Genomic DNA, 23,199 nt, shown 5'->3' with positions numbered 1-23,199 from the left:
ATGACCCGGGCACGGCGGATCGCGATCATCGGGGGCGGGATCACCGGCCTGGCCGCCGCGGTCCGGTTGCGCGACCACGCCCCCGCCGGCACCGAGATCACCGTGTACGAGGGCTCCGGCGCCCCCGGTGGCAAGCTGCGCACCGGCGAGGTGGCCGGGCGCACCGTCGAGCTGGGCGCCGAGTCGTTCCTGATGCGCGACCCGGCCGGCGGGGAGTCCGCCGCGGTGGCCCTGGTCCGCCGGCTCGGGCTGGCCGAGCAGATCGTGCACCCCACCGTCGGGCAGGCCGCCCTCGCCGTCGACGGCGCGCTGCGCCCGATCCCGGGCGGCACCCTGGTCGGCGTACCCGGGGACCTGGCGCAGGTGGCCACGGTCGCGACGCCGGCCGCGGAGCGGGACCGCGACGCCGGCCGCCCGCTGCTCGGCGCGGACGACGACGTGGCCGTCGGCGCGCTGGTCCGGGCCCGCCTCGGCGACCCGGTGGTGGACCGGCTGGTCGACCCGATGCTCGGCGGCGTCTACGCCGGCCGGGCCGACGACCTGTCGCTGGCCACCACCATGCCGGCCCTGGCCCGGGCCGCCCGGATGGAGCACACCCTGGTCGGTGCGGTCCGGGCCGCCCAGGCCGCCGCCCCCCGGGCGCCCGGTGCGCCGGTCTTCGGCACCCTCGCCGGCGGCCTGTCCACCCTCGTCGACGCGGCGGTACGCGCCAGCGGCGCCACCGTGCGCACCGGCGCCACCGTGCGCGAGCTGACCCCGACCCCCGGCGGCGGTTGGCGACTGGTGGTGGGCCCGACCCGCGACCCGCAGCTCGTGGAGGCGGACGCCGTGCTGCTGGCCGTGCCGGCCCGCCCCGCCGCCCGGCTGCTCGACGCGGCCGCGCCCGCGGTGGCCGCCGCCGTCGGCGGCCTCGACTACGCAAGCGTCGCCCTGGTCACCCTGGCGCTGCCCGCGCCGCGGCTGCCCCGGCTCGCCGGCTTCCTGGTGCCGGCCACCGAGGGGCTGCTGATCAAGGCGTCGACGTTCTTCACCACCAAGTGGGGGCACCTCGCCCAGCCCGACGGGCTGGCCCTGGTCCGCGCCTCCGTCGGCCGGTACGGCGAGGAGACCTCGCTCCAGCTCACCGACGACGACCTGGTCGCCGCCGTGCACAAGGAGCTGTCCGGGGTGCTGGGCGACCCGCTGCCCACCCCGGTCGCCGGCCACGTGCAGCGCTGGGGCGGCGCGTTGCCGCAGTACACCCCCGGTCACCTCGACCGGGTGGCGGCGGCCCGGGCGGCGCTGCGCGCGGCGCACCCCACCCTGGTCCTGGCCGGCGCCGGTTACGACGGCGTCGGCATTCCGGTCTGCGTCCGCTCCGGCGCGACGGCGGCCGACGAGATCATCACAGCACTGGGAGGATCGGGGACATGACCGAGCAGACCAACGCCGCCCGACTGCGGGAGCTGAACGCGAGCATCCGCTACACCATGTGGTCGGTGTACCGGTCCACCGGACCGCTGCCGTCCCTGCGGGACAACGTGACCGGTGAGGTCGAGTCCCTCTTCGAGGAGCTGGCCGGCAAGGACGTGGTGGTCCGCGGGATGTACGACGTGGCCGGGCTGCGCGCCGACGCCGACCTGATGATCTGGTGGCACTCGTCGTCCAGCGACGCGCTCCAGGACGCGTACCTGCGGTTCCGGCGGACCACGCTGGGCCGGTCGCTGACCCCGGTCTGGTCCCAGATGGCGCTGCACCGGCCGGCCGAGTTCAACAAGAGCCACGTCCCGGCGTTCCTGGCCGGCGAGGAGGCCCGCCCCTACCTCTGCGTCTACCCGTTCGTCCGGTCGTACGAGTGGTACCTGCTGCCGGACGCCGAGCGGCGGGAGCTGCTCGCCGAGCACGGCCGGCTGGCCCGCGGCTACCCGGACGTGCGGGCCAACACGGTCGCCTCGTTCGCCCTCGGCGACTACGAGTGGATGCTCGCCTTCGAGGCCGACGAGCTGCACCGGATCGTCGACCTGATGCGGGACCTGCGCGCCTCGGGCGCCCGGCGGCACGTCCGGGAGGAGATCCCCTTCTACACCGGTCGCCGTCGCTCCGTCGCCGACATCGTCACCTGCCTGGTCTGACGCCGTCGCGCCGGTCGGCGCCGCGACCGCAACGGGCCCCGGGGGATCTCTCCTCCGGGGCCCGTTCCGCGTTCCGTCAGCGGGTCACCTGATCACGGCGAAGCCGTCCGCGGTGACCGCCGGGCGGCCGGCGGTGCCGACCACGACCACCTCGATGGTGTGGGTGCCGCTGGCCGACCAGCTCTTCGTCCAGACCGCCTGCCGGTACGGGCTGCTGGCCGAGTAGAGGTCCACGGTGCTCACCTTCACCCCGTCGACGAGGATGTCGGCCTGGCCGGAGAGCGGCGACCGGGCGGCCACGAAGGCGATGGAGCGGCCGGTGAACGTCCACTTCAGCGACGAGCCCTTGATCTTCGACGTGGTCGCCAGGTTGCCCAGGTAGGAGCCGCCGCTCACGTCGGTCCAGGTGCCCTTGCGGGTGGCGGACCGCTCCGAGGTCAGCCCGGCGGTGCGGACGCCGTCCACGTACCGGTAGTTGCCGACCTGGTCGACGGCCTTCACCTTCCAGGTGGTGGTCACGTTGTGCGCGGCGGTCCGGGCCCAGCTGCCGGTCGGGGCGTAGACCGTGTTGGACGGGGAGTTGGTGAGCTGGACGTACCGCAGGGCGGTGTTGTCCGCCGCCGTGGCGGTGACGGTGACCGGCATGGTGGCGGTGCTGCTCAGCGTGCCGGTCCGCAGCGTCACCTCGGGGTTCCTGGTGAACGTCGGGGCGGTGGTGTCGCCGACGACGCTCAGGCCGAGGGTGACGGCGCTGCGCTTCATCCAGTTCACCGCGGAGATCTGCACGGTGTGCCGGCCGGGGGCGACCGTGAGCGCCGCCGAGCGGGCGGTGCCCGGCACGGTGGCGGCGACCTTGCCGTCGACCAGCACGTCGAAGCGGGAGATCAGCGCGCTCGGGGTGGCCACCGTCCAGGAGGCGGTGACCGCCCCCTTGGTGTAGTAGGTGTCGCCGGACTTCGTCCCGCTCAGGCTGGTCAGGGCCAGGCCCACGATGTCGGCCGCCTTGGCGCGGATGGCCGGCAGCTGGGCGTAGAGGCTGTCCCCGGGGCACTGGGTGTTGTCGCCGTCGCGGTGGCCGGGGATGCGGTGCAGCGTCAGCGACTGGCCGAGCTTCCACTTGTTGTTGTCGGCGCCGGCGGTGGTGGTGAAGGTGCCCTTCGGGTCGTACTTGTAGGGCGCGAGCTTGTACGCCGCGACGTGCGCGATCGCGTCCTGCACGGCGGTGTCGACGCCGGAGGTGATGTACGTGCCGATCACCGCGATCGACGAGTAGTTGGTGTTGAAGCCGAGGGTCTGCGCGCCGACGACCGGCTTGTCGATGCCGCCCTTGCGCCCCTCGTAGACGGTGCCGCACTTGTCGACCATGAAGTTGTAGCCCAGGTCGTTCCACTTCTTGACCTGCACGTCGTTGGTCATGATGCTGCGCACGATCGCCGCCGAGTCGGCGCAGGCGTAGTCGCTGCTGGTCCCGGTGTGGTGCACCCAGAAGCCGCGGACCTCGGTGCCGTAGTCCGGCGGGTTCTTCACCAGTGACTCGTTGGCGCCCCACTGGGCGCGGGTGAGCAGCTTCGGGACCGGCACCGGGTTGCCCGGGGCGGTGGCGGTCGGGGTGGGCGTCGGGGCCGACGTGGTCGGCGCGGGCGCCGTGGTGGTCGGTGCCGGCGCGGTGGTGGTCGTGGTGCTGGTGGGAGCCGGGGCGGTGGTGGTCGGCGCGGGCGCCGTGGTGGTGGGCGCCGGAGCCGTGGTGGTGGTCGTCGGCGCCGGGGCGGTGGTGGTGGGCGCCGGGGCCGTGGTGGTGGCGGTGGGCGCCGGGTCGGTGGGCGCCGGGTCGGTGGTGGTCGGCTCCAGCGCCTGCACCTGAGCCACCGGCTGGAACCGCTCCGCCGGGCGACCGCCCACGCCGGCGGCGTGCGGCTTGCGGACCCGGGCCGGCTGGCCCGGGTCGATCAGGTCCAGCCGCAGGCCGGCCGGCAGCTTGTTGGTGACCTTGCCGGAGGCCGCCCTGATCCGGACCTCGACCCCGTCGGACGGGCCGGCCCAGAGCGGGTCGGCGGTGCCGCGGGCCGCACCGCGCGCGACCTCGGCCGGGTCCGCGCCGCCCGGGTCGTCGGTGGTGAGCTGCTTCCACGCCGACCAGGTGCCGCTCCGCGCGGCCCTGGTCCGCACCGAGATGGTGCCCTTGAGCAGCGCCTTCGGATCGCTCCAGCTCACGCCCACCATGGAGAACTTCTCGGTGCGCCGCTGCGGCATGACCACCTCGGTGGGGGTTGCCGCCGGCAGCTCGACGGTGTGCAGCGCGGTGGTGACCGGTCCCTCGGCCAGTTCCCACTGCGCCGCCGCGTCCTCCTCGGCGTCCGGCCCGGCCGTCACCATGGTGGCGGTCACCGCCACCGTGGTGGCCACGATGGCGGCGGCTATGCCGCCCGTCCGGCCGTTCCACCTGATCCCCGCAAGTCTCACCGTCGACGTCCCTCCGCGATCCGCGTCCACTGGGGAACCCAGCGGTCCCCGGCGGCCAGACGTTACACGGTGGGCCGGTCTCCCAGGGGGCGGTGCATCGGCGTGTGTGGTATCCCGTCCTCGACGTACTCGGCTCCCCGGACGGTGAAACCGTGCCGGGCGTAGAGGCCGACCAGGTGCGACTGGGCCTCCAGCACGCACGGCCGGTCACCGACGATCCGCAGCGCGGCGGTCATCAGCCGGCCGGCCAGGCCCGCGCGGCGGGCCGCCGGGGCGACCACCACCCGGCCGATCCGGGCCACGCCGCCGGGATCGGCCAGGATCCGCAGGTATGCCGCCGGCCCGTCCGCGCCGGGCAGCCAGAGGTGCCGGGTGCCGGGTTCGACGTCCCGCCCGTCCAGTTCCGGGTACGCGCACGCCTGCTCGACGACGAACACGTCGATCCGCAGCCGCAGCAGGTCGTGGAAGGTCCGGACGTCCAGCTCCTCGAACGACGCCACCCGTACGTCGTCGTCATCCCCGGTCACGCACCGGATCCTACGGCCGTCCCCGACCCGTGGCGCCGTCCGGTCGCTGCGCCTAGCGTGTGGTGATGGGCGAGACGAGGCGGGTCCGGCTGTTCAAGGTCAAGCGCCCGAGTGGCGTCTTCTGGTACGACCTCGAGCCGGTCGCCGAGGACGCCGACGGGACGTGGCTGCGCGGTGCGGTCGGCTCGCCGTGGGGTGCCCCGCACGACCACGGCGTCCTGCCCGTACCGGTGGCCGTGCTGCTCGCGGTGGGCCGTCCCTGGGTGGCGTGGTGGGTCGCCGATCCGGCCGACCGGCGGCTGGAGATCGACGTCTGCCTGCCGGTGGAGCGCACCGGCGTCGACTGGCGCTACGTCGACCTGGAGCTGGACCCGGTGCGCCACGAACGGGATTCCCGCGTCGAGATCGAGGACTGGGACGAGTACGAGGTGGCGTGCGCCGCCGGCTGGATGAGCGCCGACGATGCCGCACTCGCCCGGGGCGCCGCCGAGGACCGTGCCGAGGCGCTCCGGCGCCGGGACGAACCCTGGCAGGCGCGCGGATGGTGGTTGCTGGACGGGCAGGAGCGACCTCGTCCCGCCGGGGCCTGACGGCGTACCGGGAGGCCCGCGAGCGGGTCGTCAGGCGGGGCGGGCGCCGACGGCGTCGCGGATCTCCGCGCCCTCGCCGGTGGCGCTGCGGGCGCAGTGGCCGCAGCAGAAGAAGCGGCCGGAGACCTCGACGCCGTGGCCGAGGATCTTGACCTGACAGTGCTCACAGATCGGCGCCAGCTTGTGCGCGGCGCACTCGAAGGAGTCGAAGGTGTGCACGTCGCCGCTGACCGTACGCACCTCGAAGGCCAGCCAGTAGTCGTTGCCGCAGACCTCGCAGGTCGCCATGGTGAACCCCCCGTGAAAGGACATTTCCGTCAAGGGTGCGGCACCGGTGGCGCGACGGGAGGGGGAAACCCGCAGGTCGGACCTCCACGCGGCGCGTCGCACCGGCGTGTCGGGCGTTGAACCCGGTGACCGCCTCGACCTCGGAGGACCACGTGATCAAGCGGAACAAGCTCTTCGGCAACCAGACCCGGGTCACCTTCTGCCTGCCCCGCGACACCCCACCCGGCACGGTCAGCGTGGTGGGCTGCTTCAACGGCTGGGAGCCGGGGCGGCACGAGCTGGTCGCCCGCCGCGACGGCACCCGCACCGTCACCCTCAAGCTCGCACCCGGCGAGTACCGCTTCCGCTACCTGGCCACCGGCGGTGTCTGGCTCGACGACGACTCCGCCGACCAGGTCGACGACCGCGGCAGCCTGCTGCTGCTCTGACCGGACCGCCGGCCGCCCGCGCCCCCGGTGTCGACCGGGGGAGCGGGGGCGGAACCGGGGTCAGGCGTCGCGCGGCTCCAACCGGATGGAGACCGAGTTGACGCAGTGCCGGGTGTCCTTCGGGGTGAAGCCCTCACCGTGGAAGACGTGCCCGAGGTGACTGTCGCAGCGTGCGCAGCGGATCTCCGTACGCCGCATGCCGAGGGTGTTGTCCTCGATCTCCTTCACCCGCCCGGGGATGGCGTCGTCGAAGCTCGGCCAGCCGCAGTGCGAGTCGAACTTCGTGTCGCTGGTGAACAGCTCCAGCCCGCAGGCCCGACAGTGGTAGACGCCGGAGGTCTTGGTGTCGACGTACTCGCCGGTCCACGGCCGCTCGGTGCCGTGCTCGCGCAGCACCCGGAACTCCTCGGGGCTGAGCCGGACCCGCCACTCGTCCTCGGTGCGGGGCAGTTCGTTCTCGGAAAGACTCACCGGTCAACGGTACGTCGACTGTCGGGGGTGTGGCATATGGTCGCCGAATGGCAGGTAGCGCCAAGGCACCGGCGACCGAGATCGAGGTGGCCGGCCACACCGTCCGGCTGACCAGCCCGGATCGGGTGATCTTCCCGCAGCGCGGCTTCACCAAGTCCGACGTCTTCCACTACTACCTGGCCGTCGGCGACGGGATCACCCGTGCGCTGCGCGACCGCCCGACCACGCTGCAACGCTTCCCCGACGGCGTCGAGGGGGAGATGTTCTTCGCCAAGCGGGTGCCCACCCGCGGCGTGCCGCCGTGGCTGCGCACCACGCGGATCACGTTCCCCAGCGGGCGTGCCGCGGACGAGCTCTGCCTGGCCGACCTGGCGCACGTCGCGTGGGCCGCCCAGATGGGCACCATCGTCTTCCATCCCTGGCCGGTCCGGGCCGCCGACACCGACCGCCCGGACGAGCTGCGGGTGGACCTCGACCCGCAGCCGGGCACCGACTTCGCCGACGCCGTGACCGCCGCCGGTGAGCTGCGGGTCCTGCTCGACGAGCTGGGCGTGACCGGCTGGCCGAAGACCTCCGGCGGCCGGGGCGTGCACGTCTATCTGCGCATCCAGCCCCGCTGGACGTTCACCGAGGTGCGCCGGGCCACCATCGCGCTGGCCCGGGAGCTGGAGCGGCGCCACCCGGCGCTGGTCACCACCGCGTGGTGGAAGGAGGAGCGCGGCGAGCGGGTCTTCGTGGACTACAACCAGATGGCCCGGGACCGGACCATCGCCTGCGCGTACTCGCTGCGCGCCAACGCCCGGGCCACCGTCTCCACCCCGGTCACCTGGGACGAGCTGCCCCAGGTCGACCCGGACGACTTCGACCTGCGGACGGTCCCGGCCCGGCTCGCCGAGCACGGCGACCCGCACGCCGGCATCGACGACGCCGGCTGGGACATCACCCCGCTGCTGGAGTGGGCCGACCGGGACGCCGCCGCCGGCCAAGGCGACCTGCCGTACCCGCCGGACCACCCCAAGATGCCCGGCGAACCCAAGCGGGTCCAACCCTCCCGGGACCGGGACCGGCCGCGCTGAGCCACCGGCGGGATCCGCGGCGGGCCCGGTAACGATCACGTAACGGGCGCGAACCTTTCCGCCTCCGTGGCGGCTCTTCCTGTGCGGCGGCCCGCCGGGGCCTGCGGGGAGGCGTCGGATGAAGCTGGTGTGGAGACGGGCACGTGCCGCCCGGGGTCTGCTGATCGCGGCGATCGTCGCGGCGCTGGTCTCGATCGGACTGGTGACCGGCCTGTCCGACTTCAACCGCCGGGCGGTCGACGCCGGCCAGCGCAGCGTGCTGGCCGCCTCACCGCCCGAGGAGCGCAGCCTGCTGCTCAGCGGGGCCGGAGGCCGCGACGCCGCCGAGTTCGCCGACCGGGACCGCGCGGTACGCGGCTGGCTCGCCGACGGGTTCGGTGGCGCCCCGGTCAGCGTGGTCGCCGCCCGCTCCGGCACCGGCCGGGAACTCACCGGCGACCTCGGCACCGTCGCCCGCCAGGGCGACGACCCCGTCTTCGCCAGCCTCGCCCTCCTCGACGACCTCGCCGGGCACGCCGACCTCACCGCCGGATCCTGGCCGGTGGACGGGGCCACCCCGATGCAGGTGACCATCCCGGAACGGGTCGCCGCGACGCTCGGACTGACCGTCGGTGAACGGGTGCCGCTGCGCGACCGCAGCACCGAGAAGACCAGCCAGGTGGTGGTGGCCGGCACCTGGCGGGCCCGCGACCCCGGCTCGCCGTACTGGCGGCTGGCCCCCGGGGCGAACGCCGCCCCGTCCGGGTCGGACACCTCGTACGGGCCGTTCGCGCTCAGCGCGGCGGACTTCGCGCGTACCTTCCCCGGCTCGACGTCGGCGTCCTGGCTGATCGCCCCCGACCTCGGCGACGTCGAGCCCGGCCGGCTGGACGCGGTCCGCGCGGCGGTGACCGCGGCCGGGAATGAGCTGCCCACCGCCGCCGGACTCGGCTCCTCCGCGCAGACCGTGACCGCGATGGATCAACTGATCGACCGGCTCGGCCGGGCCGACCTGGTGGGCCGCTCCGCGCTGCTCACCCCGCTGCTGCTGATCGTGGTGCTCGGCGGGTACGCGCTGCTCCTGGTCGCCGCGCTGCTGCACGAGGACCGCCGGGCGCAGACCGCCCTGCTGCGGGCCCGGGGAGCGGCCCGTGTCCAGCTCGCCGGCCTGGCCGCCCGGGAGGCCACCCTGGTCGTGCTGCCGGCCGTCCTGGTCGCACCGTTCCTCGCCGGGGAGGCGCTGCACCGGGTCCGCCCCGCCGGCGCCGGCGGTGTTCCGCTGCCCGCGGGGAACACCGTCCTGGTCTGGGCGGTGGCCCTGGCCGCCGCCGCCGGGTGCCTGCTGGCGATGGTCGCGCCCACCCTGCGCGGCGCCCGCTCCTACGTCGCCGACATGGCCGCCGCCTCCCGGCCGGACCGCTCCGCCACCGTGCAGCGGGCCGGCGTCGACCTGGCGCTGGTCGCCCTCGCCGTGCTGGCCTGGACGCAGCTGCGCCAGTACTCCGGACCGCTGACCGGGCGCGGCGGACTCGGCGTCGACCCCCTGCTCGTCGCCGCACCCACCATTGGCGTGCTGGCCGGCGCGGTGGTGGCGCTGCGGCTGCTGCCCCCGGTCACCCGGTTCGCGGAACGGTTCGTCGACCGCCGGCCCTGGACGGCCACCATGTTCGGCATGTGGCAGGCGGGCCGCCGGCCGCACGCCGGCCCGGTGCTGCTGCTCGCCCTCGCCGTGGGCAGCAGCACGCTGGCCTGGTCGCTGGTCACCACCGGCGAACGGTCCCACCTCGACCAGGCCGACCACACCGTCGGGGCGGACCTGCGGGTGACCGAGCGCAACGGCACCGCACCGGCGGACCGGGCCGGCGAGCTGCGCGCCCTCACCGGCGCCCGGACGGTCCTGCCGGCGTGGCGGGACGAGGTGCGCCTGGGCCCCAAGGACCTGCCGACCACGGTGGTCGCCCTGGACGCCGCACAAGCCGGCGGGGTGGTCCGGCTCGACGACCGGCTGGCCGACGAGCCGGTGCCGGCGCTCTACCAACGGCTGGCCCGGGCCCGAGGCGCCCCCGCCGGGGTCGACCTGCCGCCCGGCGCCCGGCGGATCAGCGGCACCGTCGCCACCCCGGTGGAGCGCGCGGCGGTGCCCCACCCGGTCCGGCTGTCGCTGCTGCTGACCAGCCCGGAAGGGCTGGCGTACCGGCTGCCCCTGGGCACGGCGGACAGCTCGGGGCGGCCGGTGCGGTTCGCCGTCGACCTGCCCGACGTCGGCCCCGGCACGCTGCGGCTGGCCGGTTTCGAGGGCGCCGCCGGCGACGCCCTGGGCACCGCGTACGGCCTGCGGGTGGCCGGCCTGCGGGTGGCCGGCGCCGACGGGGCGGCGCGACCCCTCCAGCTGCCCGGCGGGTGGCGGGTGGCCACCGAGCAGGCGGCCCCGAACGACACGGCGACGGCGACCGGGGACGGGCTGACCAGCCGGCACAACATCATCGGCCTCGGCGACGTGCAGTACATCTCCTACGACCGATCCCGGTTCACCGTGGTGCCGGACGGGACCAGCCCGCCGGTGCCCGCGCTGATCAGCCCGCAGGTGCGCGCCGCACTGAGCCTGCGCGACGGGGACACCCTCAACCTCCAGCTCTCCGGCGCCACGGTGCCGGTGAAGGTGGTCGGCGAGGTGGCGGCGCTCCCGTCGGCGGCGGGCGCCGGCATCCTGCTCGACCTGCCCACCGCCACCGACTGGCTGGTGCGGGAGCGGGGCGGGGTGCGCCCGGTGTCCGAGTGGTGGCTGGCGACCGACCCCGGCGGCCACGAGGCCGCGGCGGGGGCCGCCCAACGGCTGACCGGCGTGACCGTCGCCGACCGGCGCGCCACCGCCGAGGCGGCCGCCCGGGACCCGTACTGGCTGGGAGCGCGGACCGGGCTGCTGGCCGCGGCGCTGGGCTGCGTGCTGCTGGCGCTGGTCGGGTTGGGCGTGGACGTCTGGGCGACCGCCCGCCGTCGGCTCGCCGAGTACGCCGTGCTGAACACCCTCGGCGCGACGCCCCGGCTGCTGGCCCGGGCGCTCCTGGCCGAGCAGGCCTTCCTGGCCGGGATCGGGGTGGGGGTCGGGTTGCTGCTCGGCACCGGCGTGGGCGCCACCATGGCGCCGCTGCTGATCCTCACCCCGGCCGCCGGCCGGCCGGTGCCCGAGGCGGCCTTCGTGCTGCCCTGGACGCCGATCGGGCTCACCGCGCTCGGCCTGCTGCTGACCGCGCTCGGCTTCAGCGCGGCGATCGCCCTGGGCATCCGGCAGCGGGTGGCGGCGGCACAACTGCGGATCGGGGGAGACCAGTGAGGTCACGGGTGGACGCGGTTTCCGGCGAGCCGGGCGAGGTGGCGTGATGGGACCGTTCGGGGTGGTCCGGCGGGTCCGGGCCTTCGGGGGCTACTTCCTGCTGCTCGGGGTGCTGGCGCTGGTGACCGCCTTCCTCGCCAGCGGCGTGCCGAGGATGACCAACCGGCTCGGCCAGGAGGGGTTGGACGGGTACCTCACCGCCCAGCCGGCGGCGCAGCGGGATCTCACCTTCCGCGGCAACCAGATCACCGCCGCGGACGGGGTGTCGATGACCGATCTGCGGCGGGAGAACCTGGAGCTGCTGCCCCGGCAGCTGCCCCGGCCGGTGCGCGACGCCCTCGGGCAGCGCTGGTACGAGGCCGACACCGCGCCGGTCGAGGCCGAGGGACCGGACCTGGCCGCGCGGAACCTGAAGGTCGAGCTGACCGTACGCTCCACGCCCGGGGTGCAGGGGACGGCCGACCTGGCGGGTGGGCGCTGGCCGGGGCGCTCGGCCGGCCGGGAGGCCCCGGTCGAGCTGGCGCTGGCCACCGACACCGCCGCGAAGCTGAACCTGCGGGTCGGCAGCCGGCTGCGGCTGAGCCGGATCGGCCCGGCGGCGGACCCGGAACCGGTGACCGCCGTGGTGGTCGGCCTGTTCACGCCCCGGGACCGGGGCGACGGGATCTGGGACGGCCTGCCGCAGACGCTGCGGGTGGACGAGCCGGGCGGTGAGTCCGGGCCGTTCGGGCTGGTCGGGTTGACCGACGCGTCCCACCTGGACCGGCTGGTGGCCCGGGGCTGGAGCGGCCGGTTCAGCTGGCGGTACCGGCTCGACCCGGAACGCGTCGACGTCCGCCGGCTGGACCAGGTGGTCGACGGCATCCGGCGGACGCAGCGCACGCCGCCGCACGGCACCGAACTCACCCAGGGCGTCGACGAGCTGCTCAGCCGCTTCGACGCCACCATCGACGCGGCCCGTACCCTGCTCGCGGTGATCGCCGCCGGGGTGCTGGCCACCCTGGCCGGGCTGGTCGCCCTCGCCGCCGCGCTGGCCGTCCGCCGCCGCCGGGGCGAGTTCGCGTTGATCCGGGCCCGCGGCGGCGGGGTGACCAGCGGCCCGGGGCGCAGCCTCGCCGAGGCGCTGCTGGTGGTGCCGCCGGCCGCCGTCGCCGGCTGGCTGCTCGGCACCCTGGTGCCCGGCGCCCCGGGGAGCAGCCTGCCCCTCACCGTGACCGCGGCCGTCGTCATCACCGTGGCGCTGCCGGTCGCCACGCTGGCCGTGGCCGGCCCGGACGGTCGGCGGGACCTGGTCCGGATGCGGCCGGGCGCCCGGCGGCTGACCGTGGAGGTGTTCCTGCTCGGCCTGGCGGCCCTCGCCGCCGTCCTGCTGCGCCGGCGCGGCCTGGTGCCGGGCACGGTGGACCCGCTGCTGGTCACCGTCCCGGTGCTGCTCGCCGTCGCGGCGGCGGTGCTCGCCCTGCGGCTCTATCCGTGGCCGCTGCTGCTGGCCAGCCGGATCGCCACCCGGACCCGGGGCACGGTGGCCTTCCTCGGCACCGCGCGGGCGGGTCGCTCCGGGGTGGGCGTACCGCTGGTCGTGGTGGTGCTGGCGATCGCCACAGCGGCCTTCTGCGGGGTGCTGGCCAGCGGCGTCGAGACCGGCCGGGATCGGGCGGTCAGCCAGGTGGTGCCCGCCGACGCGCTGATCGCCGGCGCCCGGCTCGCTCCGGACACCGGCGCGGCCCTGCAGCGCTCGCCGGGGGTACGCGCGACCACCCCGCTGATCCTGAACTCGGCCCAACGACTGGCCACCGACGAGGTGGGCACCGACGCCCGGCTCGGCGACGTGACGGTGCTGGTGCTCGACGGGTCCGGGTTCGCCGAGGTGGCCCGTCGCTCCGGGGTGGACGTGGCGGTGCCCGACGCGTTGCGCCGCCCCGCCCCGGGTGCCGGTCCGGTGCCCGCGGTGGTTTCGCCGCTGCTCGCCGGGGAGCTCGCCGAGGCCGGGCTCGACTCGGCGTTCGTCCCCGTCGAGGGTCGGCGGCACCCGTTCCGGGTCGCCGCGACGGTCGGGGACTTCCCGCTCACCGACACCGGACGGTACGTGGTCCTGCCCTGGTCGGCGCTGGCCACCGACGATCCGGAGGCGCCGGTCCCGACCGGCTTCCTGGTCGCCGGGGACGACCTGGACGCCGGCGAGCTGACCCGGATCGGCAACGAGGGGCAGCGGCGCTACCAGTTCGGCAGCCCGGTGGTGGGCAAGGAACCGCCCCGCGACGTCACCGTCCGCACCTGGGCCGCCGAGCGGGAGGTGCTGGGCCGCAACGGCGCCAACGCCCTGCTGGCCTTCGCGTTCGCCGCCGGGGCCGTGGGGGGCACCCTGTTCGGTCTGATCGCGATCGCCTTCACGGTGCTGGCCGGGGCGCGGTCCCGCGGCCAGGTGCTGTCCCGGCTGCGCACCCTCGGGTTGTCCCGGGGGCAGGGCCGAGGGCTGCTGCTGGTGGAGCTGGTGCCGCTGGTGGCCGTCGCGGTGCTCACCGGAGCGGTGACCGGCGCGCTGCTGCCGCTGCTGCTCACCCCGTTGCTGGGGCTGTCCGCGTTCACCGGTGGGGTGCCGGTGCGGGCCGCCTTCGAACCCGGCCTGGTGGCGGGCGCGGTGCTGCTCGCCGCGGTCGCCCTGGCCTTCGCCGTCGCGGTCGAGGCCGTGAACAACCGTCGGCTGCGCCTCGGTGAGGCGCTCCGGCTCGGAGAGGAGAGCGCGGAATGACAGTCACCGCCGACACGGCCGGCGTACCCGACCTGGCCACTCTGCAACGACGGGCCGCCCAGCGGGCCGCGGAACGGGCCGGTGGGCAGGACCGGCTGCGCGGGCACATCGTCTGCGACGGCCTGGTCCGGATCTTCAAGACCGAGGGGATCGAGGTCGTCGCCCTCCAGGGGCTCGACCTGGTGATCGACCGTGGTGAGCTGGTGGCCATCGTGGGCGCCTCCGGTTCCGGGAAGTCGACCCTGCTGAACATCCTCTCCGGGCTGGACACCCCGACTGCCGGCATCGCCCGGGTCGCCGAGTACGACCTGCTGTCGCTGTCGAACCGCAAACGGCTGTCCTACCGGCGGGAGGTGGTGGGCTTCGTCTGGCAGCAGACCGGCCGCAACCTGCTGCCGTACCTGACGGCGGTGGAGAACGTCGAGCTGCCGATGCGGCTGGCCGGCCGCGGCGGCGGGTCCCGGGCCCGACGGGAGCGGGCCCGGGAACTGCTCGACCTGGTCGGCGTCGGCTACTGCGCCGACCGCCGGCCAGGTCAGATGAGCGGCGGTGAGCAGCAGCGCTGCGCGGTGGCCGTGGCGGTGGCCAACGATCCGGAGGTGCTCTTCGCCGACGAGCCGACCGGCGAGCTGGACGAGGCGACCGGCGCGGAGGTCTTCGCGGCGTTGCGGACCATCAACGCCGAGCTGGGCGTCACCATCGTCGTGGTCACCCACGACCACGCCGTGGCCGGTCAGGTCCGTCGGACCGTCGGGATCCGCGACGGCCGGACCGCCACGGAGGTACGCCGGACCGCGCGTCTGGACGCCGACGGCAACACCGAGCTGGTCAGCGAGGAGTACGCGGTGCTGGACCGGACCGGCCGGATGCAGCTGCCGGTGGCCTTCGTCGACGCGTTGTCGTTGCGCGACCGGGTCCGGCTGAACCTGGAACCGGATCACGTCGAGGTACGGCCGGGCGCCGACGGCCGGCAGGAACGGGGGAGTGCGAAATGAGCGAACAGGTGGCGGTGGCCGACAGTGGACTGCCGGTGACCGGGGACGTGGTCCGGGTGGAGGGGGTGAGCCGCAGCTTCGGCCGGGGCGAACACGCGGTGCACGCCGTACGCGACGTGTCGTTCACCGCCCGCCGGGGTGAGCTGGTGGTGGTCCGGGGCCGCTCCGGTGCCGGCAAGACCACCCTGCTCAACCTGATCGGCGGGCTGGACCGGCCGGACTCGGGTCGGGTCCGGGTGGCCGGTCACGACGTGACCGCGGCCGGCGAGCGGGAGCTGCTGGAGCTGCGCCGGGGCACGGTAGGTTTCGTGTTCCAGACCTTCGGCCTGGTGCCGATCCTGTCCGCGGCGGAGAACGTCGGGGTGCCGTTGCGGCTGGCCCGGGTGCCGGCGGCCGAACGGGACCAGCGGGTGGCGGTGCTGTTGGAGCTGGTCGGGCTGGGCGGACAGGCACGGCAGCGACCGTACGAGCTCTCCGGCGGCCAGCAGCAGCGGGTGGCGGTGGCCCGGGCCCTGGCCAACGAGCCGGCGCTGCTGATCGCCGACGAGCCGACCGGCCAGCTCGACTCGGAGACCGGCCGCTCCATCATGGACCTGCTGCGCGCGGTGGTGCACGCCCGGGGGATGACCGCCCTGGTCGCCACCCACGACCCGGCCCTGATCGAACTGGCCGACCGCACCCTGACCCTGCGCGACGGTCGCCTGGCCCCCGACTGATCCCCACCCACCGGGCCGGCGTCGTGGGGGGGGGGGGGGGGGGGGGGGGGGGCCACCGGCGGCCCGGAGTCAGGGTCGGCGACGGCGGTGGTGCGCGACGGTGACGGCGAGCAGCAGGGGGCCCCAGAGGAGCAGCGGGGTGTAGCAGGCCAGCAGCAGGGCGAAGCCGGCCGGGGAGAAGCCCATGTCGTTGCCGCGGACGAGTACGCCCCAGGTGGCGTACCCCCAGATGAGGGTGACCGCGACGGCGCCGGCGGTGGCGACGGTGACCGCGAACGCGGGCGGCACCCGCCGGCCGCCGAGCAGCGGCAGCCGGCGGGGCAGGACCTCACCCCACGGGCGGACCAGTCCCAGGGTGAGCAGGGCCAGCGCCTCGGAGACCAGGCTCAGCGAGACGATGTAGAGGTTCTCCCAGCCGTGGACGCGCACGGCGGCGCCGCCGGCGTACGCGCCGATCGGCACCCCGGCGACCAGCGCGAGCCGCCACAACCCCGACGGCAGGACGACCAGCGGAACCAGGTGGGCGACGCGGACCGCCCAGGCGGGCGACGGTCGGCCGTCGCCCGGGTGTACGGCCGGTGCGGTCGGTGCGGTGACCGTGGACATGGCGGCTCCTCGCTGGTCGGCTACCCACCCAGCGTGGCCCGATGCTCCCCGGCGACCCTCCCGCCCGGCGGGGAACAGCCTCCCCGGGGCGGGGGAGAAGCGCCCGACGCGGTGCGCGTCAGAGCGCCAGCTTCATCCCCTCGTGGCTGGCCACGAAGCCGAGGCCGCGATAGAAGCGGTGCGCGTCGGCGCGGGTCTTGTCGGTGGTGAGCTGCACCAGCGCGCAACCCCGCCGCCGGGCCTGGTCGACCGCCCAGGCCATCATCTCCCGGCCCAGGCCCTGCCCCCGCAGGTCCGACCGGACGCGTACCGATTCGATCAGGGACCGCTCCGCGCCGTGCCGGCCCAACCCGGGGATGTAGGTGACCTGCATGCAGCCGACGAGCTCGCCGCCCCGGTCGGCGACGATCAACTGGTTGCGGGGGTCGGCCGTGATGTCGGCGAAGGCCCGTTCGTACGCCTCGTCGACCGCGGTGAAGTCGCGGGCCCTGCCCAGCACGTCGTCGGCGAGCAGGGCGATGACGGCCGGCAGGTCGGCCCGGGTCGCCTCCCGGAAGAGCACGTCGGTCATGCCGGCAGCCTGGCACACCGACTGCCGCCGATGTGATGGTGTCGTCGGCGCCCGCCCGGCACCATGTGCGGCATGGACATCCTGCTCGCGCCGTTCCGGGCGATCTACCGAGGCCTCGTGTGGTTCGCCAACTCGCCGCGCACCCTGATCACCTCGTACCTGCTGATGATCGTGATCGCGGGCGTCCTCTACAGCCAGTTCGAGCACAAGAGCGCCGCCGACTCCGTCTGGTGGGCGGTGGTCACCGCCTCCACCGTCGGGTACGGCGACATCTCGCCCGCCACCTTCGCGGGGCGGTTCCTCGCCGCGCTGCTCATCTCCACCATGGTGCTGCTGGTCATCCCGTTGATCACCGCGCACTTCGCCAGCCGACTGATCGTCGACGACGACGCCTTCGAGCACGCCGAGCAGGAGGAGCTGAAGGCAGACGTACGCCGGATGCGGGCGCTGCTGGAGGAGTTGGCGGCCCGGCAGGGCATCGAGCTGCCCGAGCTGCCACCCCGTACCCCGGTCACCGGGCCGGGCAGCGCAGCCCCTGCCGGGGAACGGCCAACGAGATCAGGTACGCGTCGACGGCGTCGGTGATGCAGCCGGTCTGCGGGTAGGCGGTGTGTCCCTCGCCCTCCCAGGTCAACACCTGCCCCACGCCGAGCATCGAGGCCAGCGCCGGGGTCTGCTCGTACGGCGTGGCCGGGTCACCTGTGGTGCCGACCACCAGGATCGGCGGCGCGCCGACCGCCTTGCCCGTCGGGTACGGGTCCCGCTGCCCGGGCCACTCGACGCAGCCCAGCATCCCCACCGCCAGCGAGGGACCGAAGAGCGGGTACTTCTCGCGCCACTGCGACTGCAACTGGCGGATCCGCTCCCGGCTCGGCTTCTCGGTCTCGTCGGCGCAGTTCACCGCGAGGTTGGCGTCGAAGAGGTTGGTGTAGTGGCCGTCCTCGCCCCGACCGGCGTACGCGTCGGCGAGCTTGAACACCTCCGTCGGGTCGCCGCCCTGCAACTCGTCGATCGCCTTGGCCAGCTCCTGCCAGCCGGTCTCGGTGTAGAGGGAGGAGATCACGGCGTAGAAGACCCACCCCGAGGTCGCCACCCGGCCGTCGGCGCCCCGCACCGGCGAGACCTTCGCCTTGTCGATCGCCGTGGTAACGGCGGCCCGGGCGTCCGGCGCGATCGGGCAGCGGCCGGCGTTGGCGGCGCACCACCGGTCGAAGTTGTCGAAGGCCCGCTCGAAGCCCCGGGCCTGGCTCTCCGAGCCGGCGACCAGCTTCTGCTGCGGATCCACCGCCCCGTCGAGCACCAGGGCGCGCACCCGCTGCGGAAAGAGCTGCGCGTAGGTGGCCCCGAGCAGGGTGCCGTAGGAGTAACCGAGGTAGGTCAGCTTGTCGTCACCCACCGCGGCCCGGACGGCGTCCATGTCCCGGGCCGCCTGCTCCGTGCCGTAGAGCGGGAGCTGGTCGCCGTACCTGTCGCCGCAGCCCCGGCCGATGCGCTGGTTGAGGGCCACGAAGTCGTCGAAGGAGCGCTGGCTCACGGGATCGGGGTCGTAACCGAAGCTGGTGTCGAGCTCGGCGTCCGGGATGCACTTCACCGGGCTGGACCGGGCCACCCCGCGCGGGTCGAAGCCCACGACGTCGAACCGGTCGGTGACCGAGGCGGGCAGCCCACCGAAGGCCGAACCGAAGGAGAGGTAGACGGCGGTGTCCACGCCGGACGCGCCGGGGCCGCCGGGGTTGATCACCAGCGAGCCGAGCCGGTCCCGCTGCTTGGTCGAGCGCGCCCGGATCAGGGCGATCTCGAAGGTCTCCCCGGCGCCCGGGCCGGCGGTGGCCCCGGCGCCACCGGTGCCCCAGTCACGGGGTACGGCCACCTTCGCGCAGTCGTACCGCATCCCCGGGGCGCCCCGGCCGACCAGCTCGTCGGGGATCTCCGGGCAGGGCCGCCAGGTCGGCGTGGTGCCCGGCGCCGCCGCAGGCCCCGCCCCCTCGGTCTCCGGCGAGAACGCCGGCAGGGTGCAGCCGGCGGCGACCAGCGCCGCGGCGGCGAGCCCGGCGAGGGTGAGCCGGACCCGGCGGATCCGGTCGGGAAAGCGGGTCACCTGGACCTCCGTGATCGTGTCGACGCCAGGCTACCGGCCCGGCCCCGGCTCCACGGTCGCCGCGGGGTCACCGCGCAGGACCTGGTCCACGTCGTAGCGGATCGGGCGGTCGAGCTGGTCGTAGCCGCAGGAGCGGGGATCCCGGTCGGGCCGCCAGCGGACGAACTGCGCGGTGTGCCGCAACCGGTCGCCCTCCATCGCGTCGTAGCCGACCTCGGCCACCAGCTCCGGTCGCAGCGGCTCCCACTCCAGGTTCTTCGTGCCGGTCCACCGGCTGACCCCGCCCGGGATCCGCTGGCCCCGCTCGTGGTCGCCGTGCACCCAGGGATGGTCGCTCCCGACGTCGCGGTAGGGCTCCAACTCGGTGAGCAGCTCCTTGCGGCGGGCCGCGGTGAACGACGAGCTGACCCCGATGTGGTGCAGCAGCCCGCCCTCGTCGTAGAGGCCGAGCAGCAGCGAACCCACCACCGGGCCGGACTTGTGCCAGCGGAAACCGGCCACCACCACGTCGGCGGTGCGCGCGTGCTTGACCTTGAACATCAGCCGCTTGCCCGGCTCGTACGGCAGGTCGGCCGGCTTGGCGATCAGCCCGTCGAGCCCGGCGCCCTCGAAGACGTCGAACCAGCGACGCGCGGTCTCCGGGTCGGTGGTCACCTGGGTGACGTGCACCGGTGGGCGGACCCCGGCCAGCGCCGCCTCCAGCCGGGCCCGCCGGACCGGGTACGGCTGGTCGAGCAGCACCTCGTCGTCGAGGGCGAGCAGGTCGAAGGCGACGAAGTCGGCCGGCGTGGTCTCGGCGAGCAGCTTCACCCGGGAGGCGGCCGGGTGGATCCGCTGGGCGAGCAGCTCGAAGTCGAGCCGGGGCTGGCCGTCGGGACCGTCCCGGCGGATGACGATCAGCTCGCCGTCGACCGCGCACCGCTGCGGCAGCTGTCGACGGGCCTGCTCGACCACCTCGGGGAAGTAGCGGGTCATCGTCTTGCCGCCCCGGCTGGCCAGCTCGACCTCGTCGCCGTCGCGGAAGATGATGAGGCGGAAGCCGTCCCACTTCGGCTCGTAGGTCATGCCGTCGGCGGTGGGCAGGCGGGGAACGCTCTTGGCCAGCATCGGCTCGACCGGCGGAGTGATCGGCAGGTCCACGGCGACAGTCAACCAGACGCCACCGACAGTCGTGAGGCACATCACCTTGGCCCGCCGGGCGGCGTGTCCCGCCCCGGCCCACCTCGTCCCCTCCGGGCGGATCGCATCCGCCCAGGTCAGAGCTACCTTCGCCGGATGCGGGAGTGGGTCTGCGGGTGCTGTGGCCGCTGGCGGGTGAGCGTGGAGCTGATCCGTGGCCGCCACCGGTACCGGCTGTCGCACCGCTACCGCCCCGAACACGGCGGCGGCCGGAACGTGCTCGGTGAGGCCGGCTCGGTGACCGAGCTGGCGGAGCTGCTGGCCCGGCGTACCCCGATCGGCCTGGCCGACCTGCACGAGACCGACCTGCGCGAAGCGGGCTGACCTGGTCCCGGCAGGTGGGGGACGACGCGGATCGACGTCCGGCGTTACGCTCGCCGCAACGGCCACCCGAGCGCGGCGGCAGGTTCCCGGCGACCGGCGAGGGAGGGGCCCATGCGGTTCGAGGCGACGTCCGAGGTGGCCGCAACGCGGGAGCGGATCTGGGCGGTGACGGTCGACGTCGAGCGCTGGGCGGAGTGGACGCCCTCGGTCACCCGGGCCCGCCGGCTGGACGCCGGCCCGTTCACCGTCGGCTCGGCGGCCCGGATCGAGCAGCCCCGGCTGCGACCCGCGGTCTGGCGGGTCACCGAGCTGGTCGAGCCGCACTTCTTCCGGTGGGTCTCGCGCAGCCCGGGCGTGCGTACCCTCGCCGAGCACCGGCTGGAGCCGCTGCCCGACGGCCGGGTACGGGTGGTGCTGAGCGCCGAGATGAGCGGCCCGCTGGCCGGGCTGGCCGGTCGCCTCGGCGGTGGGTTGTTCCAGCGCTACCTGCGGCTGGAGGCCGACGGCCTCAAGCGTCGCTGCGAGCAGGGCTGACCGCCGGCTTCTCCAGCAGCGCCAGCCGGATCCCGTTCGGGTCCGGCCGGTGGCCGACCACCCGGTAACCGGTGCGGTGGTAGAGCCGCAGGTTCTCCGCGCTGTCGGCGCCGGTGAAGAGCGCGAAGCGGGCCACCCGGCCGCCGTACGCGGCCTCCAGGGCGGCCAGCAGCCGACCACCCACCCCGCGGCCCTGCTGGTCGGGCGCCACGGCGAGCCGGCCGACGTGGGCGACCTCCCCGTCGGCCCGGCCGCGGACCGAGCCGACCAGCCGGGTGCCGTGCCGGGCCGCCAGCACCACGACGGCGGGGTCGGTCAGCGCGGCCACCACCTCGTCCAGGGTCTCGGTCAACGGCGGCAGGAACGGGTCGGCGTAGCGCTGCGCCTCGACCAGGTACGCGGCCCGCTGCACGGTGAGGATCTCGCCGGCGTCGTCGACGCCGGCCGGGGCGATGATCGTCTCGACGGTCACCCGTGCAGCCCACCACACCGCCCGTCGCACCCGAGGAGCGACCCGCCCGCCGCACCGCTCGTCGCGGTCACCGGGCGGCCCGCCCGCCGCGCCCGTACGCTGGCGGTGTCCCGCCCAGCCGGAAGGTGGCCACGGTGTCCGAGCTGACGTACCCGCAGGTGGGGGCGACCCGCGACGGGCGCCTGCCGGCCGGCTACCACCACCTGCGCCACCGGGTCCGGCTGCCCGACGGCTGCTTCGCCACCGCGGCGGAGGCGGTGCTGAGCTGGCGGCTGCACCGGTCCGCCGGGGTGGTCATGCGCACCGACGCCCCGCGCGCCGCCGTGGGCGTCCGGGTCACCCCCGGGCTGGGGGTCGGCCCGGCCCGGGTCTGGGGGCCGACCGAGGTGGTGTGGGTGTCCGACGAGCCGGACCGGGCCGGGTTCGGCTACGGCACCCTGCCCGGGCACCCGGAGCGCGGCGAGGAGGCGTTCCTGGTCCTGCGGGAGGCCGGCGAGGTCTTCTTCGAGGTACGCGCGTTCAGCCTGCCGGCCCGCTGGTACCTGCGCGCCGCCGGACCGGTCACCCGCGCCTTCCAGCAGGCGTACGCCTGGTGGTTGGGGCGCACCCTGCGCCGGCTCTGCGCCCGCCGGCCGGCCCCCCGCTGACCCGCGCCGGCCGCTCCGGTCGGAAGCGGGCCGAGCGGCCCGGTCAGAAGCGGGCGAAGGAGCGGATCGAGGCCCGCGGTCCGTAGCGCGGCGCGTGGATCCCGGCGGCGGCCAGCAGCACGCAGACCCGGCCGCGGTGGCCGCGGAACGGCTCCAGCAGCTCCAGCATCCGGGCGTCGTCTCCCCGCGCCTCGCCGGCCAGCGCCCAGGCCACCGTGTTCGGCACGTGGTAGTCGCCCACGCTCACCGCGTCCGGATCGCCGTACGCGACCCGGACCACCTCGGCGGCGGTCCACGGGCCGATGCCCGGGACGGCGGTCAGCCGACGGGTCGCCTCCGCCGCGTCGGCGCACCGCTGGAGCCGGTCGGCCAGCGCGGCGGCCCGGCGCAGCGTGTCGGCGCGGCGCTGCTCCACCCCGAACGGGTGGAAGACCCAGTACGGCGCGGCGGCCACCGCTGCCGGCTCCGGCGGCAGCAGCAGCGGTTGCAGCGGCCCCGGCGCCGCCTCGCCGAAGTGCCGGACGGTCGCCGCGTACGCCCGGTAGGCCTCCTTGCCGGTGACCTTCTGCTCGAAGATCGCGCGCAGCACCCGGGGGAACACCACCCCGGTGGCGGGCATCCGCAGACCCTGGTGCGCGGCGGCGAGGCGGGCCACCACCGGGTGCCCGGCGGCCAGCTCGGCGAACCCGGTGAGGTCGTCGCGGAGCCCGGCGATCGCGTCGGCCCGCTCCACCAGCCACCCGCCGCCCGGGCCGTACCCCTCGGCGACCAGGGCGCCGGCGGCCGGGCGCAGGCAGAGCGTGGCCGGGCCGGCCGGGGTGCGCAGGGCGAGCCAGAAGGTGCCGGCGGCGATCCGGGCGCACGGGTCGTAGGGGCTGAAGGTCAGGGCGTGCACCGTCGCGGCCAGCCGGTAGCCGGGCGGCGGGCGCAGCTCCCGGGTCGCCACGGGATCGGTCGGGGTCACCCCGACACTCTGCCACGCCACCGGTGGCGTGACGCGCGACACCGCCGACGCGTGGGCGTCGGCGGTGCCGCCATCCGGAGCGG

Annotated in this window: 23 protein-coding genes; 13 read left to right on the top strand and 10 right to left on the bottom strand. The window is 75.3% G+C overall.

Annotated elements, in window-relative coordinates:
- A complete protein-coding gene (gene hemG / locus GA0070564_RS22610; protein WP_091612237.1) occupies nucleotides 1-1,413 on the top strand; it encodes a protoporphyrinogen oxidase in 1,413 nt (470 codons plus the stop codon).
- The gene (gene hemQ / locus GA0070564_RS22605; protein WP_091612233.1) at nucleotides 1,410-2,111 is read left to right on the top strand and encodes a hydrogen peroxide-dependent heme synthase; all 702 of its coding nucleotides are present in this window, start codon (nucleotides 1,410-1,412) and stop codon (nucleotides 2,109-2,111) included. Before hemG ends, hemQ begins: the two co-directional genes overlap by 4 nt.
- An 84-nt stretch (nucleotides 2,112-2,195) precedes the next feature.
- Here hemQ and GA0070564_RS29470 read toward each other — a convergent pair whose 3' ends face one another.
- Nucleotides 2,196-4,571 carry an N-acetylmuramoyl-L-alanine amidase gene (locus GA0070564_RS29470; protein WP_176730793.1) on the bottom strand — a complete coding sequence of 792 codons (2,376 nt, stop codon included), beginning with the start codon at nucleotides 4,569-4,571 and terminating at the stop codon, nucleotides 2,196-2,198.
- Between the two features lie 62 nt (nucleotides 4,572-4,633).
- A complete protein-coding gene (locus GA0070564_RS22595) occupies nucleotides 4,634-5,098 on the bottom strand; it encodes a GNAT family N-acetyltransferase (protein ID WP_091612227.1) in 465 nt (154 codons plus the stop codon).
- Nucleotides 5,099-5,163: 65 nt separating this feature from the next.
- Between GA0070564_RS22595 and GA0070564_RS22590 the strand changes: the two genes are divergently transcribed.
- Nucleotides 5,164-5,688 (top strand): ribonuclease FAU-1 family protein, encoded by a 525-nt coding sequence (locus GA0070564_RS22590; RefSeq protein WP_141714839.1) that lies wholly within the window; start codon nucleotides 5,164-5,166, stop codon nucleotides 5,686-5,688.
- 30 nt (nucleotides 5,689-5,718) lie between these two features.
- Here the strand turns inward: GA0070564_RS22590 and GA0070564_RS22585 are convergent, their stop codons facing one another.
- Nucleotides 5,719-5,976 carry a Prokaryotic metallothionein gene (locus tag GA0070564_RS22585; RefSeq protein ID WP_088973608.1) on the bottom strand — a complete coding sequence of 86 codons (258 nt, stop codon included), beginning with the start codon at nucleotides 5,974-5,976 and terminating at the stop codon, nucleotides 5,719-5,721.
- A gap of 152 nt (nucleotides 5,977-6,128) precedes the next feature.
- Here GA0070564_RS22585 and GA0070564_RS22580 point away from each other — a divergent pair, with 152 nt between their 5' ends.
- Nucleotides 6,129-6,404 carry an early set domain-containing protein gene (locus GA0070564_RS22580; protein ID WP_091612815.1) on the top strand — a complete coding sequence of 92 codons (276 nt, stop codon included), beginning with the start codon at nucleotides 6,129-6,131 and terminating at the stop codon, nucleotides 6,402-6,404.
- Between the two features lie 60 nt (nucleotides 6,405-6,464).
- Here GA0070564_RS22580 and msrB read toward each other — a convergent pair whose 3' ends face one another.
- Nucleotides 6,465-6,875 (bottom strand): peptide-methionine (R)-S-oxide reductase MsrB, encoded by a 411-nt coding sequence (msrB, locus tag GA0070564_RS22575; RefSeq protein ID WP_091612217.1) that lies wholly within the window; start codon nucleotides 6,873-6,875, stop codon nucleotides 6,465-6,467.
- A gap of 47 nt (nucleotides 6,876-6,922) precedes the next feature.
- Between msrB and ligD the strand changes: the two genes are divergently transcribed.
- From ligD to GA0070564_RS22550, 5 genes are all read left to right on the top strand, one after another.
- Nucleotides 6,923-7,951: a non-homologous end-joining DNA ligase gene (ligD, locus tag GA0070564_RS22570; RefSeq protein WP_091612213.1), complete on the top strand. Its 1,029-nt coding sequence runs from the start codon at nucleotides 6,923-6,925 to the stop codon at nucleotides 7,949-7,951.
- A 118-nt stretch (nucleotides 7,952-8,069) separates the two neighbouring features.
- Nucleotides 8,070-11,261, top strand: coding sequence for an FtsX-like permease family protein (locus GA0070564_RS22565; protein ID WP_091612208.1), 3,192 nt, complete (start codon nucleotides 8,070-8,072; stop codon nucleotides 11,259-11,261).
- A 46-nt stretch (nucleotides 11,262-11,307) separates the two neighbouring features.
- The gene (locus GA0070564_RS22560; protein WP_091612203.1) at nucleotides 11,308-14,010 is read left to right on the top strand and encodes an FtsX-like permease family protein; all 2,703 of its coding nucleotides are present in this window, start codon (nucleotides 11,308-11,310) and stop codon (nucleotides 14,008-14,010) included.
- Nucleotides 14,007-15,005: an ABC transporter ATP-binding protein gene (locus tag GA0070564_RS22555; protein ID WP_091612201.1), complete on the top strand. Its 999-nt coding sequence runs from the start codon at nucleotides 14,007-14,009 to the stop codon at nucleotides 15,003-15,005. The genes GA0070564_RS22560 and GA0070564_RS22555 overlap by 4 nt, the downstream gene beginning before the upstream one ends.
- Nucleotides 15,002-15,721, top strand: coding sequence for an ABC transporter ATP-binding protein (locus GA0070564_RS22550; protein ID WP_091612198.1), 720 nt, complete (start codon nucleotides 15,002-15,004; stop codon nucleotides 15,719-15,721). The genes GA0070564_RS22555 and GA0070564_RS22550 overlap by 4 nt, the downstream gene beginning before the upstream one ends.
- Nucleotides 15,722-15,790: 69 nt before the next feature.
- Here the strand turns inward: GA0070564_RS22550 and GA0070564_RS22545 are convergent, their stop codons facing one another.
- Together GA0070564_RS22545 and GA0070564_RS22540 are read right to left on the bottom strand one after the other, a co-directional pair.
- Entirely contained in the window at nucleotides 15,791-16,327 is a 537-nt protein-coding gene (locus tag GA0070564_RS22545; protein ID WP_091612193.1) for a hypothetical protein, read from the bottom strand.
- A 118-nt stretch (nucleotides 16,328-16,445) separates the two neighbouring features.
- Nucleotides 16,446-16,898, bottom strand: a complete 453-nt coding sequence (locus GA0070564_RS22540) for a GNAT family N-acetyltransferase (protein WP_091612188.1) — start codon at nucleotides 16,896-16,898, stop codon at nucleotides 16,446-16,448.
- Nucleotides 16,899-16,970: 72 nt separating this feature from the next.
- On the opposite strand from GA0070564_RS22540, the gene GA0070564_RS22535 reads away from it, so the two are divergent.
- On the top strand, nucleotides 16,971-17,483 hold the full coding sequence (locus tag GA0070564_RS22535; RefSeq protein WP_091612811.1) for a potassium channel family protein: 513 nt from the start codon (nucleotides 16,971-16,973) through the stop codon (nucleotides 17,481-17,483).
- On the opposite strand, the gene GA0070564_RS22530 is transcribed toward GA0070564_RS22535, so the two are convergent.
- Nucleotides 17,410-18,975: an alpha/beta hydrolase gene (locus tag GA0070564_RS22530; RefSeq protein ID WP_245670177.1), complete on the bottom strand. Its 1,566-nt coding sequence runs from the start codon at nucleotides 18,973-18,975 to the stop codon at nucleotides 17,410-17,412. The genes GA0070564_RS22535 and GA0070564_RS22530 overlap by 74 nt on opposite strands.
- Before the next feature lie 51 nt (nucleotides 18,976-19,026).
- The gene (locus GA0070564_RS22525; RefSeq protein WP_091612182.1) at nucleotides 19,027-20,136 is read right to left on the bottom strand and encodes an ATP-dependent DNA ligase; all 1,110 of its coding nucleotides are present in this window, start codon (nucleotides 20,134-20,136) and stop codon (nucleotides 19,027-19,029) included.
- Between the two features lie 135 nt (nucleotides 20,137-20,271).
- Between GA0070564_RS22525 and GA0070564_RS22520 the strand changes: the two genes are divergently transcribed.
- Nucleotides 20,272-20,499 carry a hypothetical protein gene (locus tag GA0070564_RS22520; RefSeq protein WP_091612178.1) on the top strand — a complete coding sequence of 76 codons (228 nt, stop codon included), beginning with the start codon at nucleotides 20,272-20,274 and terminating at the stop codon, nucleotides 20,497-20,499.
- 111 nt (nucleotides 20,500-20,610) lie between these two features.
- Complete coding sequence (locus tag GA0070564_RS22515) at nucleotides 20,611-21,033, top strand: SRPBCC family protein (RefSeq protein WP_091612174.1); 423 nt, start codon at nucleotides 20,611-20,613, stop codon at nucleotides 21,031-21,033.
- Here the strand turns inward: GA0070564_RS22515 and GA0070564_RS22510 are convergent.
- Nucleotides 21,008-21,505 (bottom strand): GNAT family N-acetyltransferase, encoded by a 498-nt coding sequence (locus GA0070564_RS22510; RefSeq protein ID WP_091612170.1) that lies wholly within the window; start codon nucleotides 21,503-21,505, stop codon nucleotides 21,008-21,010. The two genes, GA0070564_RS22515 and GA0070564_RS22510, sit on opposite strands and share 26 nt — an antisense overlap.
- 134 nt (nucleotides 21,506-21,639) lie before the next feature.
- Between GA0070564_RS22510 and GA0070564_RS22505 the strand changes: the two genes are divergently transcribed.
- Nucleotides 21,640-22,152: a DUF1990 domain-containing protein gene (locus GA0070564_RS22505; RefSeq protein ID WP_091612165.1), complete on the top strand. Its 513-nt coding sequence runs from the start codon at nucleotides 21,640-21,642 to the stop codon at nucleotides 22,150-22,152.
- A gap of 43 nt (nucleotides 22,153-22,195) precedes the next feature.
- On the opposite strand, the gene GA0070564_RS22500 is transcribed toward GA0070564_RS22505, so the two are convergent.
- Nucleotides 22,196-23,116 carry a DNA-3-methyladenine glycosylase family protein gene (locus tag GA0070564_RS22500; protein WP_091612161.1) on the bottom strand — a complete coding sequence of 307 codons (921 nt, stop codon included), beginning with the start codon at nucleotides 23,114-23,116 and terminating at the stop codon, nucleotides 22,196-22,198.
- Nucleotides 23,117-23,199 lie beyond the last annotated feature (83 nt).

The sequence above is a fragment of the Micromonospora mirobrigensis genome (assembly GCF_900091555.1).
Lineage (GTDB): Bacteria > Actinomycetota > Actinomycetes > Mycobacteriales > Micromonosporaceae > Micromonospora > Micromonospora mirobrigensis.
The sequence above is the reverse complement of the archived record's forward strand: the minus strand, read 5'-3'. Positions and strand labels throughout refer to the sequence as shown.

Excerpts from the sequence above, each read along its gene's own strand:
- hemG (WP_091612237.1), top strand. The coding sequence starts at position 1 with ATGACCCGGGCACGGCGGATCGCGATCATCGGGGGCGGGATCACCGGC.
- hemQ (WP_091612233.1), top strand. The coding sequence starts at position 1,410 with ATGACCGAGCAGACCAACGCCGCCCGACTGCGGGAGCTGAACGCGAGC.
- GA0070564_RS22590 (WP_141714839.1), top strand. The coding sequence starts at position 5,164 with ATGGGCGAGACGAGGCGGGTCCGGCTGTTCAAGGTCAAGCGCCCGAGT.
- GA0070564_RS22585 (WP_088973608.1), bottom strand. The coding sequence starts at position 5,976 with ATGGCGACCTGCGAGGTCTGCGGCAACGACTACTGGCTGGCCTTCGAG.
- ligD (WP_091612213.1), top strand. The coding sequence starts at position 6,923 with ATGGCAGGTAGCGCCAAGGCACCGGCGACCGAGATCGAGGTGGCCGGC.
- GA0070564_RS22565 (WP_091612208.1), top strand. The coding sequence starts at position 8,070 with ATGAAGCTGGTGTGGAGACGGGCACGTGCCGCCCGGGGTCTGCTGATC.
- GA0070564_RS22560 (WP_091612203.1), top strand. The coding sequence starts at position 11,308 with ATGGGACCGTTCGGGGTGGTCCGGCGGGTCCGGGCCTTCGGGGGCTAC.
- GA0070564_RS22555 (WP_091612201.1), top strand. The coding sequence starts at position 14,007 with ATGACAGTCACCGCCGACACGGCCGGCGTACCCGACCTGGCCACTCTG.
- GA0070564_RS22550 (WP_091612198.1), top strand. The coding sequence starts at position 15,002 with ATGAGCGAACAGGTGGCGGTGGCCGACAGTGGACTGCCGGTGACCGGG.
- GA0070564_RS22545 (WP_091612193.1), bottom strand. The coding sequence starts at position 16,327 with ATGTCCACGGTCACCGCACCGACCGCACCGGCCGTACACCCGGGCGAC.
- GA0070564_RS22540 (WP_091612188.1), bottom strand. The coding sequence starts at position 16,898 with ATGACCGACGTGCTCTTCCGGGAGGCGACCCGGGCCGACCTGCCGGCC.
- GA0070564_RS22535 (WP_091612811.1), top strand. The coding sequence starts at position 16,971 with ATGGACATCCTGCTCGCGCCGTTCCGGGCGATCTACCGAGGCCTCGTG.
- GA0070564_RS22520 (WP_091612178.1), top strand. The coding sequence starts at position 20,272 with ATGCGGGAGTGGGTCTGCGGGTGCTGTGGCCGCTGGCGGGTGAGCGTG.
- GA0070564_RS22515 (WP_091612174.1), top strand. The coding sequence starts at position 20,611 with ATGCGGTTCGAGGCGACGTCCGAGGTGGCCGCAACGCGGGAGCGGATC.